The following is a 14,660-nucleotide window of genomic DNA, read 5'->3' on the forward strand; positions in this document are numbered from 1 at the left end:
CGTATTGAGCATACGGAATTGTAAAGAAGAGTTAATTTCATACTTTTGAATAAGATTGGGGTTAATAAATGCAGCTTGGCATCAACATCTTGCTGCTCGACCTTTTTTGGGCCGAAAGCGGTGAGAGGCTTTCGGCTTTTTTTGTCATTATGGGGTTTTAAACTATTGTATGTAGCGTTCCTATCATCGGCAATTTTTAAGCGTTAAAGAATCAGTTAATTAGTTGTTTAGTATTTTTTACTTGCAGATGCCTTGTAGGATACTTTCATATTTTTCCCATCAAGAGCTATATCCACGTTATTGTATTCCAGTATTTTTATCACTTCAGATAGCTTGCTGTCGCGGGATATTTCGCCGTTAAAGCCATCCGCGGGAAACACCCCTTCGTACGCCACATTTACATCGTACCAGCGGGCTATCTGCCGCATTACAGAGCGGATGTCATCATTCTCAAAAGAGAATACCCCATTTTTCCAGGCCAGTTCTTTATCCAGATCGATAGTGTGTTTGGCGATAGTAGCGACCGCTGTTTTACCCGCAACTGCCTGTTGCCCCGGAATAATAATTACCGACTGGTAAGGAACCGATACCTTAACCGAACCTTCGGCCAGTGTGGTCGTTATTACGCTTTCATCCGGATAGGCATTGATATTGAAGTGGGTGCCCAATACCTCCACGGTTTGCAAGCCTGTTTTCACCCTGAAAGGCATCGCCTTGTTTTTGGTAACCTCAAAATAAGCTTCGCCGGTAAGGGTAACTAAACGTTGGTTACCGGTAAAGGCAGATGGGTAGGTTAATGAAGATGCCGCGTTTAAAAGCACGGTAGTACCATCGGGCAGTACAACCTGGTATTGGCCACCTTTAGGCGTTGAAAATACGTTTTGACTGATTTCTCCAGTAGCATCGCCGGCCGCGGCAGTATAAACGATACGTCCATCGGCAGTTTTGGAGATGCTCACACTGCCTTGTTTAGCTATCTCGCCTTTAGCAATATCATCCAGTACAATCTTTTTACCATTGGCCAAAGTCAACACGGCCTTATTTCCTCCGGGATTAATATCTACCGCAGTTTGAACTGTTTGCTCATGATGCTTTTTATTCAGCATAAAATAACCTGCAATGCTGCAAAATACTAATACAGATGCTGCCACAGCGTATTTTACCCATGCCGAACGTACACCTCTAATACGCGATTGCTTATTGAACTGATCTACCCGCTCATCAACATTTTGTTTGATGGCCAATTTTATATGATCGTACTCCTGTTCGTTTTCAGCAGCGATCTGATCTTCGTTTACTTCGAACAGGTCGTAGTACTTTTCCAGAAATTTCACTTCCTCGGCGGTGGCGGTACCAAGTCTGTATTTCTTTAGTATTTCCAGAAAATATCGTCTGTTAAGCTCTTCCATTTATCATTTTATAACTACATGAGTCGTAAAAATGAAAATAGCCCATTCAAAATGAAAATATTTTTAATTTTTTAAAACAGAATTAACAATAGAGTGTATACAAGGACTATGATAGAGACCATGATTGATAGGATTATTGGATTAGCTTGATTTTAAAATTACTCTTTGAGATAAATTGACAGGTATTCTATTTGTCGATACAAAAGAAGAATAGGATATTGAGCAATAAAAGTGATGATTTTATTGTAGCCAGTGATTTCCCGATTTGATTACGGACAGTTTTTGGGGACAAATTCAAAATTTCGGCAATCTGCTGGCTCGAAAGATCTTCTTCGTACCGCATTTTGAATATTATTCGCTGCTGTTCGGGCAGCGCGTTTACCAAATCATTAAAAGCCTGCACAAATTCCTCGTGCAACATGCCCGAATCAGCCTCGCCATGCGCACTCTTCAATTGGTCGGCAGTATCGGGCAGGGCCGCGTACCTGCTTTCTTTTTCCAGGTGCTTAAAAACACCGTTACGTGCCGCTACCAGTAAATAGGCCGGTAAATTATCAATGGGCGCTGTTGAAGCCCTTGTCCATAATTGTACAAAAACATCCTGTGCAACATCCTGCGCCTGGTCGGCATTGTTGAGGCGTTTATAAGCTGCATTGTAAACATGTTTCCAATATTTATAATACAAATTATCAAACGCGCGCCTGCTTCCCTCACTTAACTGCCGTAATAATTCGGCATCATCTACACTATATAAATTATACACTGACATTCAACCCTACCAATGTAATAAATTATATGTTGTTGCTTATATTTCTGTGTTAATTTTCTATAAAATATCAGGCTGCCTGCAAGCAATTTATCAATACCCTAATATATATTAACCTAAGCGATATTGACGCTAATTGTGCCTTATTACCTTAATACACTAATAAAACGATTTCGCAGGATACCTGTATTAAGGTTAATTTCATAAATTTGCTATTAACCTATCGGCATATAAGGCAAAAACCGGTGGGTTACCTATTAAGTATCCCTGCATTTAATTTAGCTAATTAGTTATGTTCCTGATTATTATAAACATTATTTTCTGCCTTTCGTTTGTGGTTTTCGCCTATCTCAACCTAAACGATGTTGACCCATGGCTTTGGGTACCTATTTACTTGAGTGCCGCTATTTGCTGCGGTTTAGTGGCTTTTGGCCAGTTCTATCCTGTAATATATTTATTACTTATCGCTTTTTACCTGGTATATGCCGTCCTGCTTTTCTTCGCTAAAGATGGCGTGCGCGACTGGATAACAAAATATAACAAACCAAGCCTGGTTGAAACCATGCAAGCCGAGAAACCTTACATTGAAAAAACACGGGAGTTTTTTGGATTGCTTATTATTGCGGGCGCACTGCTTATAAATTATATAGCAGCTTAACCGTATTTACCAACCCGTAATTATTAAACACTTGCTATTTGTTTTGTATGTTTAATTATGATGTAGAAAGATTAAAGGCCGCTCTAACGGAAATTATTATACAAAATATTAGCCCGGATGCCCGGGGCTGGCTGCAAACCCAGGCAGGTACACCTGCATCGGCAGCAGCATTTAATGGCGCGTTTGCCGCGCTGCCACGTAAAACAGGTAAGGCCCTCGTCAATATCAGTACTGAAACTGCCGCTGAATTATCTGCTATCCGGAAGAACTTTTCCATTGAAGGTTGGTCGGTTGACAGGTTGGCAAGGGTGTGGCTGTTGTTACAACCTGATGCCACTGACAAGAGTGCCTATCAGCGCAGCATAGAAACACTTTTTTTGGCAGCCGAAATGAACGAGTTGGTCGCTCTATATTCTGCGTTACCACTGCTGGCCTACCCCGAAATATGGGTGCACCGCTGTACCGAAGGTAACCGCAGTAATATAGGTATTGTGCTGGAAGCCCAAATGTACCATAACCCCTACCCGGCCGAAAACCTGCCGCAACCGGCATGGAACCAACTGGTGCTGAAAGCTTTCTTCACCGAAAAACGGCTCGACCTGATCACCGGCTTGGATGAACGGGCGAATATTGAGCTTGCCCATACCCTAAGCGATTATGCCCGCGAACGCTGGGCCGCCGGTCGTAAAACCGACCCGATGCTATGGCGATTAGTTGGCCGTTTTATTGACGATAAGATATTTGATGATATTAATATAGGTATAGCTAATAACGATAGCCTCGAAAAAGAAGCTATTGCGCTGGCCATTACCGAAAGCGACTACCAGCCTGCAAAAGACCTGCTGAATCAAAACGATGTTTTACAAGCGGCGGCAGGCAAAAAAACAAACTGGGAAAGCTTCATCAACCAATAAAAAGAATACGATTAAACAGATAAAGATATGTGTTGCAGCAATTTTGAAGACAGGGAGCAAACACCGGGCGCAAAACCCGAGTTTTTTGATATAAGTGCCGTACAGGGAATGCGTTTCTTTGATCCGCATGTGCACATGACGTCGCGCACTACTGATGATTACCAGGCCATGGCCGATGCCGGTGTGGTAGCATTAATTGAACCCGCCTTTTGGCTGGGTCAGCCACGTACCGGTGTTGATAGTTTTAGAGATTATTACAGCAGTTTGGTTGGCTGGGAAAGATTCCGTTCGTCGCAGTTCGGTATCAAGCATTATTGTACCATCGGCCTTAACTCGCGCGAAGCGAATAATGAGGCACTTGCCGAGCAGGTAATGGAAATACTGCCATTATTTGTTTACAAAGAAGGTGTGGTTGGTATAGGTGAGATCGGCTTTGACGATCAAACCGCTGCCGAAGAAAAATACTATCGCCTGCAACTCGAACTGGCTAAAGAGGCCAGCTTACCAGTGCAAATACACACCCCGCATCGCGATAAAAAGAAAGGAACCCAGCGCAGCATGGATATCGCCATTGAGCATGGCATCGATCCGTATAGTGTGATCATCGACCATAACAATGAAGAAACAGTTAAAGAGGTGTTAGATCGTGGTTTTTGGGCGGCTTTCACTATTTACCCGTTTACCAAAATGGGTAACGAGCGCATGGTTGAGGTAGCAAAACAATATGGCTCGGAACGTATAATGGTTAATTCGGCTGCCGATTGGGGTATTAGTGATCCGTTGGCGGTGCCAAAAACCGCGGCCTTGATGAAAGCCCGTGGTTTAAGCGATCAGGATATTGAACTGATCACTTACCGTAACGCCATTACCGCGTTCGCGCAAAGCGGACAAATTGACGAGGCTGATTTTGCCGCAGTAAAAAACATCGATCAAAGCGTAAAATTTGAGGGCAACAGCATCCTGCGCGGCGGGCAACAACCACGTATCGATAAATCATCCATCATCATAAGCTAACAGGAGTTTTGAAGAAAGCATTCATTTACTTACAGCTTATGAGGCCGGCCAACATAGTTACCTCGGTAGCCGATGTTTTGGCGGGTATTGCCATTGCCTGTGTGCTTAGCAGCACATTTTTTGAGGTGTGGCCCTCTGCCCTGTTGCTTTGTATTTCAACAGCCTGTTTATACGGCGGCGGCATTGTGTTTAATGATGTATTTGACGCTGACCTGGATAAGATAGAACGCCCTGAGCGTGCCATACCATCGGGCAGGGTAAGCTTGCAGGAGGCCACCATTTTAGGGATGGTGTTATTAGGCGCGGGAATTATATTGGCTTTAATCAGCTCGCAAACATCGGGTATTTTCGCGGCGGCTATATCTGTTTGCGCTTTGGTATATAATAAATGGGGGAAACATCATCCTTTCTTCGGGCCGCTTAATATGGGTATGTGCCGGGGGCTGAACCTGTTACTGGGCATCAGCATTATTGCCGGAGCCGTTGCCCACTGGTATGTACTGGCCATTGCCCCGGTGGCCTATATATTTTCTATCACCATGACGAGCCGTGGAGAAGTACATGGCGGTAATAAAACCAACTTATACATCGCCGCGTTTTTATATGCCGCGGTTATCGGTTTTATCACCTATTTCTCTTACACCAATAACCGTTTACTATGGTCGCTGGTGTTTTTATTGCCATTTGCCTGGATGATATTTAAACCCTTGCTTAAAGCCATACAAGAACCCATTGGCAAAAACATTGGTAAGGCGGTAAAAGCCGGGGTAATATCCTTAATATTAATGGATGCCTCATGGGCGGTTACATTTAGTTCAATACTACCGGCTATTGTTATAGCGTGCTTATTACCGGTATCTATGTGGCTGTCGAAAACATTCGCGGTCACCTAATCAATTTTTAAATTACAACTGATCATTCCTCCATCATGGAACATCTGCAACAGCAATTCACTATAAAATATACTTATAACGTTTTCTTCACCACGTCGTTATTCGCGCACAACAATCAATTACTTAACGACTTTTTGGAAGGTTCTGCCACATCGGGCGCGTTAAGAAAGATCCTCTTTGTAGTTGACCAGGGCGTAGTTGATACGCATGAAGATTTAAGAGATCAGATAAAATCCTATTTTGAACGACATACCGCTGTGCAACTGGTACAGGATATATTGGTGATTCCGGGTGGTGAACATGTAAAGAATGATACTCAATATTTCGATCAGATACTGGAAGCTGTAAATACTTACGGTATCGATCGTCACTCGTACATTGCAGCTATTGGTGGCGGCGCTGTTTTAGATATGGTTGGTTATGCCGCTACGGTGGCTCACCGTGGCGTAAAGCACATCCGTATCCCTACTACGGTGCTATCGCAAAATGATTCGGGTATCGGCGTAAAAAACAGCATCAACTACTTTGGTAAAAAGAACTTTTTAGGAACGTTTGCCACACCGGCTGCCGTTTTTAATGATGATCAGTTTTTAACTACGTTATCAGATCGCGATTGGCGTTCGGGGATATCCGAGGCTATTAAAGTCGCGCTGATAAAAGACGCCGCATTTTTCAACTGGATTGAGCTAAACGCTGCCGCGTTAGTAAGCCGTGATATGACCACCATGAATTACCTGGTGTGGCGATGCGCTCAACTGCATTTACAGCACATTGCCGGTGCAGATCCGTTTGAGAGCGGTTCATCACGCCCGTTAGATTTTGGGCACTGGAGCGCTCATAAACTGGAATACCTTACCAATTTTGAGGTTAAACACGGCGAAGCGGTTGCTATGGGTATCGCGTTGGATACGGTTTATTCTCAGCAATCAGGCCGTTTAACATTAGAGGAAAGCGAACGTGTAGTAAACCTGATACAAACTTTAGGTTTTGAAATAACCCACGAACTTTTACAGGTAACCGGCGACGATAGCCCGATACTGCTTGGGTTACAGGAGTTTCGTGAGCATTTAGGCGGCGAGCTTACCATTATGCTGCTGAATACCATAGGTGAAGGTGCCGAAGTACATGAAATTGACACCGCGATTTTAAAGCAATCGGCCCAGATATTGCACAACAGGCAATACGATCTGCACCAAAACAATATTTAAGCATTAATACCATCTACTTATGAAAATCGGTTCTGCACATTTAACTTACTGTACCAATATACATGCCGCCGAAACATGGCCCGAAACCCTCGAAGCCCTGAAAAACAATTTCCCGGTGATAAAGTCTGACTTGTCGGCTAACGAGGCTATGGGCATTGGCCTGCGCCTGTCGAACATTGCCAGCGTTGGTTTACTTGAACAGGAAGCTAATTTGCTGGAGTTTAAACAATGGCTTAGCGATAACGGCGCATATGTTTTCACCATGAACGGTTTCCCTTTTGGAGGATTTCATCATACCGTAGTTAAAGACCAGGTGCATGCTCCCGATTGGACAACAGATGAGCGTTTAGATTATACTTTGCGCCTCTTTAACATTCTGGCTAAACTGCTGCCTGCCGGTTTAGATGGTGGCATATCCACCTCACCGTTAAGCTATAAGCCATGGCATGCCGAGGGCGAAGCAAGAAACAGCGCGAAAGAGATCGCCACAAAAAATATCATCACCGTTGCCGCCGAGCTTTACAAAATATACCAGGCAACCGGCGTATTGCTGCATTTAGATATTGAACCCGAACCGGATGGCTTTTTAGAATCGGGCCCGGAGTTTATTGATTGGTTTGAGAATGACCTGCTGCCGCAAGGCACGGTAACACTGTCCGAAAAACTCAATCTACCATCTATTGATGCCACAGCGGCCATAAAGCAGCATATCAACTTATGTTATGATGTTTGCCACTTTGCTATCGGCTATGAGCCACATAACGAGATAATTGACGAACTGAATAAGAAAGAGATAAAGGTAGGTAAGATACAGATCAGCGCCGCTTTAAAAGCTTTGCTGCCTGTTAATGTAACTGAACGGGACTTAGTAACCAATGCGCTTGCTAAGTTTAACGAGCCAACTTACCTGCACCAGGTGATAGCAAAGACCAATGGTGGCGAGCTGATACGCTACCCTGACTTGCCGGAGGCATTGGCCGATAGCCATAACCCTGAAGTGAACGAGTGGCGCGCGCATTTCCATGTGCCTATCTTTGTAGAAGATATGGGTAAAGTGCAATCGACCCAAACCGATATTATTACGGTACTGAACAGGTTTAAGAACACGCCTTTCACCCAACACTTAGAGGTGGAAACGTATACCTGGGAGGTATTGCCCGACGAACTGAAGGCTCCGCTTACGCAATCTATCATCCGCGAATTAAACTGGGTTAAAAATCAACTTGTATAAAATACGGCAACATGAACAAAACGGTAGTAATTGATGTAGTTGGCTTATCGTCATCGGTAATTGGCGAGCATACCCCATTCCTTCAAAAATATATCAGCGAAAAGCATTTGGCTCATATACAGCCTGCTTTGCCTGCTGTTACCACATCTATGCAGTCGGCCTACCTAACTGGTAAATTCCCGGCGGAGAATGGTATTGTGGGCAATGGCTGGTACGACCGTACAGATTGCGAGGTGAAATTTTGGAAACAATCAAACAAACTGGTTGAGGGCGAAAAGATTTGGGATAAAGCCAAAAAAGAAGACCCATCATTTACCAGTGCTATGATGTTTTGGTGGTACAATATGTATTCATCTGCCGATTATTCGGTAACACCACGCCCTAACTACCTTGCCGATGGCCGTAAAATGCCCGATTGCTACTCGCACCCGGCCGAACTGCGCGATCATTTACAAACTAAATTAGGCCAGTTCCCGCTATTCCAGTTTTGGGGACCGGGAGCAAACATTAAATCGACCCAGTGGATAGCTGATTCGGCTATGGAGACGGATGATCTGCATAACCCTACCCTAACGCTCATCTACCTGCCGCACCTGGATTATTGCCTGCAAAAATTCGGACCCGATCTGCCGGTTATCGCTAAAGAACTGGGTGAGATTGATAAGGTGGTTGAGCAATTGGTTAACTTTTACCAAAAGAAAGGAGCAAAGGTGATCATACTTTCCGAATACGGTATATCACCGGTAAGCAACCCTATCCATTTAAACCGTGTATTAAGGCAGAACGATCTGTTAGGTATCAGGATTGAACGGGGTCTGGAATTGCTTGACCCCGGCGCTTCAAAGGCGTTTGCCGTGGCCGATCATCAAATAGCGCACATATACATTAACGATAAAAGCGTAACCGAAAAGGTTAAAGCGTTGTTAAAAGCCGTACCGGGAGTTGAGCTCGTGCTTGACCGTGAGGAACAGGCTAAATATAACATCAACCACGAACGTGCCGGCGACCTCGTTTTAATGGCTGATGAAAAGAGCTGGTTTACCTATTATTTTTGGCTGGATGATGCCGTTGCGCCCGATTATGCCCGCGTAGTTGACATCCACAAAAAACCGGGTTATGATCCGGTTGAAATGTTCATGACCTCGAAAGCACGTGCAGGTTATAAACTGTTACGCAAAAAAGCAGGTTTCAGGTATGTAATGGATGTAATTCCGTTGGATGCCACCCTGATAAAAGGATCGCACGGACGCGTTGGTGTACCGCAAAAGTATCAACCGGTATTAATTACCGATACCGCCCCTGCAAAAGAGGCTTTGGTAGCTACCGATGTATTTGATATTATATGGCAGCATTTAAAAGGATAACCATTTAATTATCATACACAAAGCGCCCTTACTTTAACAGTAAGGGCGCTTTGCTTTATATGTACTTACTGTACTTTTATAGTAGTGGTATTACTGCCGATATTGCCCTCCATATCGCTGCCATTAATTGACAGATGATAGGTGCCGCTGATATCTGCCGTATAAAATGAAACGGTTGCCTTACCATCTTTACCGGTAATAATATTCGGTGCCCAATATATGGTTGAGCGTGTATCGATGAACGATTTATCATCCTTCGACTTATATTTTGGTGAATAAAATTCTTTAGCCGGGTAAAAAGCCATTGGCTTATAAATGTACACACCGGGTGTTTTACTCAAGTAAGGACCCGAGCCACTATAGGTGGTCACCTCAATAAAAGCATGATCCCACGGCAGCGCCATCGGGTTGCTAACATACCTGCTCATATAGGTCATATTATATTTTGTTGATTTCATCAACTCAATCCCCTTAATGTCTTCAGCGTTATAATAATCTAAAAACTGCTTTACATACAGGCTATATGGAAAACTGCCTATCGGGTCCGGCGCGCCAAAATCTATATCTATACCATCAATAATCAAATGCATCTGTTGCGTGAATACAAAGTACATGTAAGGATTTTTACCATTTCCTTGCCTAAAGCCTTTTATATTCTTTTCCAACAGATCGCCGAGGGTTAGTTTACCCACACCTTGCAGGTATTCCTCATCAAGAACAAGGTCGGAACCACCATCTTCATTCAGGTTTTTCGATCCTTTTATTATCCTTTTATTCTTAATATTTACTTGTTTCAGCATGTTGGGACTGCTTAACTCCTGCTGTTTTTTGTCGTAAGTAAGCTTGTTTTTCACCAATACCATGCTTGTGGTATCAGTGTTTACATACCAGGGCATGGTGCGATTTTGCGCAGTGGTAAATACGGGGGCAACAAACTCATCAACCTCTACACCCACGTTGAAGCTTTTACCTTTTCTATTGCGTGCTTGTATGAGGTATGAGGCTGTATCCGACGGAACAAGGTTGTCAAATGTAAATACGCCATTGTTATTGGTTACCGTATCCAGTATAAAACCGGGCTTTTTTGATAACAATAATACCCCCGAGCTTTTCACCGGTTTATTGAACATATTGGTCACTTTACCCTTTATGGTAAAATTTGCTTCGGCAGTAAATGAAGGTTGCTTGAAAGGTTGAAATACAGATGCCCAATCGTAATTAACCCAGCCCTGGGCCAGCAATAAATTATCCAGTTGCTGCCATTTTTCGGGATTATAGGCAGGTGGGAAATAATAGCCCGGATCTTCCACCTGTCCCTTTAATTCGGAAGTTAGCAACGCATACGATTTCAGATTATTTGTTTTCAGGCTATCTGTTTTTACTTGTGTATCATCGGTAACCGCTATCGAAAAACTGCCTTGTACCGGTTCGCCTGCTTTATTGGTCACTATCATATTCATGGCTACGCTATCCCTTTTATCGTAGCGTTTCTTATCGGGCACCATCGTTATGCGCAGGTCATCGGCCTGATCAATATATATAATACGCTCGTTCAATACCTGCTTTGCCGTATTGAGTAAAGAAAACCGGGCTATGCCAGTTGAGAACTGCGCACGGTCAACTTTTACCTTACCGCTGCCATGTATTATCTTCATGATTACCGCGTAACAACCGATACCCCGCGACTGCCCTATTAAATAATAATTGGCAGCAGGTATATCTAATGTAGCACTTACGTTGATCTCCAACGAATCTGCCCCAAGTTTATTGATCACATTAAGTACCGTTCCCGATGGTTTTACAACAGGCAGCGGGTATGGTTTTGAATACGTACCATCGGGCAGCTTTATTTTAGCGGTATAAACCTCGCCCACCTGCGGAACAAAGCCAAACGAGCCTATGCCCGCGTGCAGCGATTGAAAATTACCGGCCTCCTGCTGTTTGCTGTTGTAAATAATACCGCTGACATTTGTGCCCAAGCCATCCTCTGATAACGCTTTAAAAGCCACACGGGTATTGATGCCGGCCACTAACGAACCACCTTCGGGCATGAATTGCAAATCGATATTTTCGGGACGGTTAAGCAGCAGGGGCATACTGTAAAGCGTATTACTTTGAGCTTTATTGGCGGGCTGCAGGCTCACAAATAATTTATTGGCCGCGGCTTTTTCGGGGATGTTAAAGCCGTAATCAATAGCGCCATCCATCATAGTACGTACTTTATCTTTATACCATACTTTTTTGCCATCGGTAACGCGCAGTATAAAATCTTCCAGGATAAGCGGACGTTCATCTAACTTATTTACTTTCAACCCTATCGAAGCTTTTTGTTTGCCATCTTCCAGTTTGGCGCTAAAGCGCGATTTTATAAGCACATCGCCCTCACCCGGCGAACTGATGTAGAACTGTTTTTCGAACATTCCATTGGTGCCGTTATTACGCATCCAATTGGTGTAGGCACGCAGGGTATAATTCCCATTTTGAAATATCTTATCGGTCAGCACTATATTGCCCCAGCCAAGCCCTACATACAGTGCCACCATAGCCCTTTTTACTATGCGGTTTTGCTCATTAGCTATTTCAACATATAAAATACCACTCTTTGCCGATGCCGTGAGGTAGGTGGCATTAAACAGGTACGATTTAAAATACAAGGTATCGTTAAGGGTATAATAAGGCTTATCGGTATGCAGGTAAACTTTTTCCTGCGCGCTCGAATCAACATAGCAGGTCATCTTAGTTATTATATCCTGCACTATGGCCCTGTCGCTAGTTTGCGCAAAGGTATCGCTGCTACAAAAAAACAGCATCGCGATAAGTATTGATAAGAAGCAGGTTTTCATAAGCAAAAGGTTGATACTCAAAAATAAAAAGAAATGTTATTGAGTGCACTACCTTACGGCTTATACAATAGCTTTTTGTGTAAAAAATCCGTTTTAATTACAACAAATGGCAGGTTTTAAAGTAATATGATTGAATATTAAAGCATTGACCAATTTTACTGCCACCAATACCAAACACTATTAAATTTGTATACATGAAAATAGCTACCTATAATGTGAACGGGGTAAACGGCCGGTTGCCGGTGCTGCTGCGCTGGCTGCAAGAAACCCAACCCGATGTAGTTTGCCTGCAAGAACTGAAAGCCCCACAGGAAAAGTTCCCGGAAGAGGCTATACGCGATGCCGGTTACCATGCTATATGGCACGGACAAAAAAGCTGGAACGGTGTTGCCATATTATCACGCTTTGGCGAAATACAAGAATTACGGAAAGGCTTGCCCGGCGATGATGAGGATACGCAAAGCCGATACATCGAAGCTTTTATTAACGGTGTGGTGATAGGCGGTCTTTACCTGCCTAATGGCAACCCTGCTCCCGGGCCGAAATTCGATTATAAGCTGCAATGGTTTGAGCGATTGAAACTGCACGCGGCGGGCCTACTTGCACGCGATATACCCGTAGTACTTACCGGCGACTATAACGTTATGCCAACCGAACAGGATGTTTACAAGCCCGAACGCTGGGTTGACGATGCCCTGTTTCGCCCGGAAACACGCGAGGCCTTTAAAACATTGGTAGCCCAAGGCTGGACGGATGCCATACGCAAGCTATACCCTACCGAAACTATTTATACCTTTTGGGATTATTTCCGCAATGCCTACGGTCGTAATGCAGGTTTGAGGATAGATCACTTTTTACTAAGCCCGCAGTTGGATAAGCGTTTGGTAGCCGCAGGTGTAGATAAACAAGTGCGAGGCTGGGAAAAAACCAGCGACCACGCGCCGGTTTGGATAGAGTTGGCAGATGAGTAACATACAAGATATTTTCAACCTGTCATTGCGAGGTACGAAGCAATCACGTCGTATACAGAGCAGACATGAATAGCTACGGGATTGCTTCGTGCCTCGCAATGACAAGTTGTTTTTTTATCCTTTTATTTTACAACCTTATACACACTCCCCTTAGTATTTTCAGGCCCTGTATCGGGGTTGGTGAGTATGTATAACTCTCCGGATGGGTCTTCGCCGAAGGCGGTGATCTTTAAATTAGGTGGCAAGTTTTGCAATGTCACCTTGCCCCTTTGCCAAGTCACTCCTGTTTTTTTGAGGTAGAAAACAGGGCCTGTCCAGTCGGCAAACAGGTATCTGTTTTTTAATATTGGTACTTGTTGGCCATTGTATACGTATCCTGCAATTACGCTTACACCTTCACGGTGACTGTATTCGGTAATTGGCATGGTGATCCCTGAAATATCGCAGCCCGTAGCAGGGTTATAGCAATGGGTACCTTCCACCAGTCGCCAGCCATAGTTGGCGCCTTTTTTAACGATATCTATCTCTTCCCACAAATCCTGACCTACATCCCCAGCAAATAAATCTCCTGTTTTTCTATCAAACGAAAACCGGTATGGGTTACGGAAACCATAAGCCCATATTTCGGGTTTTACGCCTGCTTTGCCCACAAATGGGTTATCTTTAGGTACGGTATAACCATCAGCTGTGTTGATATCGATACGCAATATTTTTCCATGCCAGGTATCCATGGCCTGCCCGTTACCTATCGGGCCGTGCTTATCGCCCTGGCCGCCGCCATCGCCTAACGAAACATATAAAAAATTATCAGGCCCAAACTGGATACAACCGCCGTTATGGTTACCATCAGGCTCCTCTTCGGTGAAGATGACACGGCCGCTATTAGGGTCGAGTTTTTCGGCACCCGCAGGTATGGTGTATTCGGCCAGCACACCGGTATGGTTTGAGCCCTGGGTGGATGGCACGCTGTAATACACGTAGAACTTTTTATTAGTTTTAAACTGCGGATGCAGCGCTATGCCCAGCAAGCCGCGCTCTTCGTAACCGTTGTTTAGCTTCACTAATTTATCATGCAGATCAAGCAAAGCGCCATCGAGCATTTTACCATCGCGGATCACGCGGATCTTACCGTTTTGTTCGGTCACCCAAACATCGCCGCCACCCGGAAAAGCCATAGCGGTTGGCCCTTGTACATTGGTCACTATTTGCTGTACACCCACAGTTATAGGAGCAGGCACGGCAGTTTTAGCCTGACCAAAGGAGGTATAAGAGAGGCAAGCCAGACTAATACTTAATCCCAAACGAATCAATCCGGTATTATAAACGGGTGATAATATTGAGCGGGATGTATTCCGCAGTATGTTTTTCATTATTTTTTAATATTTGTGT

At 44.1% G+C, this 14,660-nt stretch carries 12 protein-coding genes; 8 read left to right on the forward strand and 4 right to left on the reverse strand.

The window, feature by feature from the left end; genetic code table 11:
- Nucleotides 1-227: 227 nt before the first annotated feature.
- Nucleotides 228-1,409, reverse strand: coding sequence for a FecR family protein (locus tag ABD894_RS03545; protein ID WP_345209611.1), 1,182 nt, complete (start codon nt 1,407-1,409; stop codon nt 228-230).
- A gap of 187 nt (nt 1,410-1,596) precedes the next feature.
- On the reverse strand, nt 1,597-2,178 hold the full coding sequence (locus ABD894_RS03550; RefSeq protein ID WP_345209612.1) for an RNA polymerase sigma factor: 582 nt from the start codon (nt 2,176-2,178) through the stop codon (nt 1,597-1,599).
- 289 nt (nt 2,179-2,467) lie between these two features.
- Between ABD894_RS03550 and ABD894_RS03555 the strand changes: the two genes are divergently transcribed.
- Genes ABD894_RS03555 through ABD894_RS03585 form a run of 7 tightly spaced genes read left to right on the forward strand, consistent with a single transcriptional unit; the run spans nt 2,468 to nt 9,457 of the window.
- Nucleotides 2,468-2,833, forward strand: a complete 366-nt coding sequence (locus ABD894_RS03555; RefSeq protein ID WP_345209613.1) for a transmembrane 220 family protein — start codon at nt 2,468-2,470, stop codon at nt 2,831-2,833.
- 47 nt (nt 2,834-2,880) lie between these two features.
- The gene (locus ABD894_RS03560; protein ID WP_345209614.1) at nt 2,881-3,747 is read left to right on the forward strand and encodes an EboA domain-containing protein; all 867 of its coding nucleotides are present in this window, start codon (nt 2,881-2,883) and stop codon (nt 3,745-3,747) included.
- A 27-nt stretch (nt 3,748-3,774) separates the two neighbouring features.
- Complete coding sequence (locus ABD894_RS03565; protein WP_345209615.1) at nt 3,775-4,761, forward strand: TatD family hydrolase; 987 nt, start codon at nt 3,775-3,777, stop codon at nt 4,759-4,761.
- A 38-nt stretch (nt 4,762-4,799) separates the two neighbouring features.
- Entirely contained in the window at nt 4,800-5,654 is an 855-nt protein-coding gene (eboC, locus tag ABD894_RS03570) for a UbiA-like protein EboC (protein WP_345209616.1), read from the forward strand.
- Between the two features lie 35 nt (nt 5,655-5,689).
- Complete coding sequence (locus ABD894_RS03575; protein ID WP_345209617.1) at nt 5,690-6,862, forward strand: 3-dehydroquinate synthase; 1,173 nt, start codon at nt 5,690-5,692, stop codon at nt 6,860-6,862.
- A 19-nt stretch (nt 6,863-6,881) separates the two neighbouring features.
- On the forward strand, nt 6,882-8,093 hold the full coding sequence (gene eboE, locus ABD894_RS03580; protein WP_345209618.1) for a metabolite traffic protein EboE: 1,212 nt from the start codon (nt 6,882-6,884) through the stop codon (nt 8,091-8,093).
- A gap of 11 nt (nt 8,094-8,104) precedes the next feature.
- On the forward strand, nt 8,105-9,457 hold the full coding sequence (locus ABD894_RS03585; protein ID WP_345209619.1) for an alkaline phosphatase family protein: 1,353 nt from the start codon (nt 8,105-8,107) through the stop codon (nt 9,455-9,457).
- A 65-nt stretch (nt 9,458-9,522) separates the two neighbouring features.
- Here the strand turns inward: ABD894_RS03585 and ABD894_RS03590 are convergent, their stop codons facing one another.
- Entirely contained in the window at nt 9,523-12,300 is a 2,778-nt protein-coding gene (locus ABD894_RS03590; RefSeq protein WP_345209620.1) for a carboxypeptidase-like regulatory domain-containing protein, read from the reverse strand.
- Nucleotides 12,301-12,494: 194 nt separating this feature from the next.
- On the opposite strand from ABD894_RS03590, the gene xth reads away from it, so the two are divergent.
- On the forward strand, nt 12,495-13,271 hold the full coding sequence (gene xth / locus ABD894_RS03595) for an exodeoxyribonuclease III (protein WP_345209621.1): 777 nt from the start codon (nt 12,495-12,497) through the stop codon (nt 13,269-13,271).
- 122 nt (nt 13,272-13,393) lie between these two features.
- Here the strand turns inward: xth and ABD894_RS03600 are convergent, their stop codons facing one another.
- Nucleotides 13,394-14,641, reverse strand: coding sequence for a PQQ-dependent sugar dehydrogenase (locus tag ABD894_RS03600; protein ID WP_345209622.1), 1,248 nt, complete (start codon nt 14,639-14,641; stop codon nt 13,394-13,396).
- Nucleotides 14,642-14,660 lie beyond the last annotated feature (19 nt).

This window comes from Mucilaginibacter gynuensis (assembly GCF_039541195.1).
GTDB lineage: Bacteria > Bacteroidota > Bacteroidia > Sphingobacteriales > Sphingobacteriaceae > Mucilaginibacter > Mucilaginibacter gynuensis.

Excerpts from the sequence above, each read along its gene's own strand:
- ABD894_RS03545 (WP_345209611.1), bottom strand. The coding sequence starts at position 1,409 with ATGGAAGAGCTTAACAGACGATATTTTCTGGAAATACTAAAGAAATAC.
- ABD894_RS03550 (WP_345209612.1), bottom strand. The coding sequence starts at position 2,178 with ATGTCAGTGTATAATTTATATAGTGTAGATGATGCCGAATTATTACGG.
- ABD894_RS03555 (WP_345209613.1), top strand. The coding sequence starts at position 2,468 with ATGTTCCTGATTATTATAAACATTATTTTCTGCCTTTCGTTTGTGGTT.
- ABD894_RS03560 (WP_345209614.1), top strand. The coding sequence starts at position 2,881 with ATGTTTAATTATGATGTAGAAAGATTAAAGGCCGCTCTAACGGAAATT.
- ABD894_RS03565 (WP_345209615.1), top strand. The coding sequence starts at position 3,775 with ATGTGTTGCAGCAATTTTGAAGACAGGGAGCAAACACCGGGCGCAAAA.
- eboC (WP_345209616.1), top strand. The coding sequence starts at position 4,800 with ATGAGGCCGGCCAACATAGTTACCTCGGTAGCCGATGTTTTGGCGGGT.
- ABD894_RS03575 (WP_345209617.1), top strand. The coding sequence starts at position 5,690 with ATGGAACATCTGCAACAGCAATTCACTATAAAATATACTTATAACGTT.
- eboE (WP_345209618.1), top strand. The coding sequence starts at position 6,882 with ATGAAAATCGGTTCTGCACATTTAACTTACTGTACCAATATACATGCC.
- ABD894_RS03585 (WP_345209619.1), top strand. The coding sequence starts at position 8,105 with ATGAACAAAACGGTAGTAATTGATGTAGTTGGCTTATCGTCATCGGTA.
- ABD894_RS03590 (WP_345209620.1), bottom strand. The coding sequence starts at position 12,300 with ATGAAAACCTGCTTCTTATCAATACTTATCGCGATGCTGTTTTTTTGT.
- xth (WP_345209621.1), top strand. The coding sequence starts at position 12,495 with ATGAAAATAGCTACCTATAATGTGAACGGGGTAAACGGCCGGTTGCCG.
- ABD894_RS03600 (WP_345209622.1), bottom strand. The coding sequence starts at position 14,641 with ATGAAAAACATACTGCGGAATACATCCCGCTCAATATTATCACCCGTT.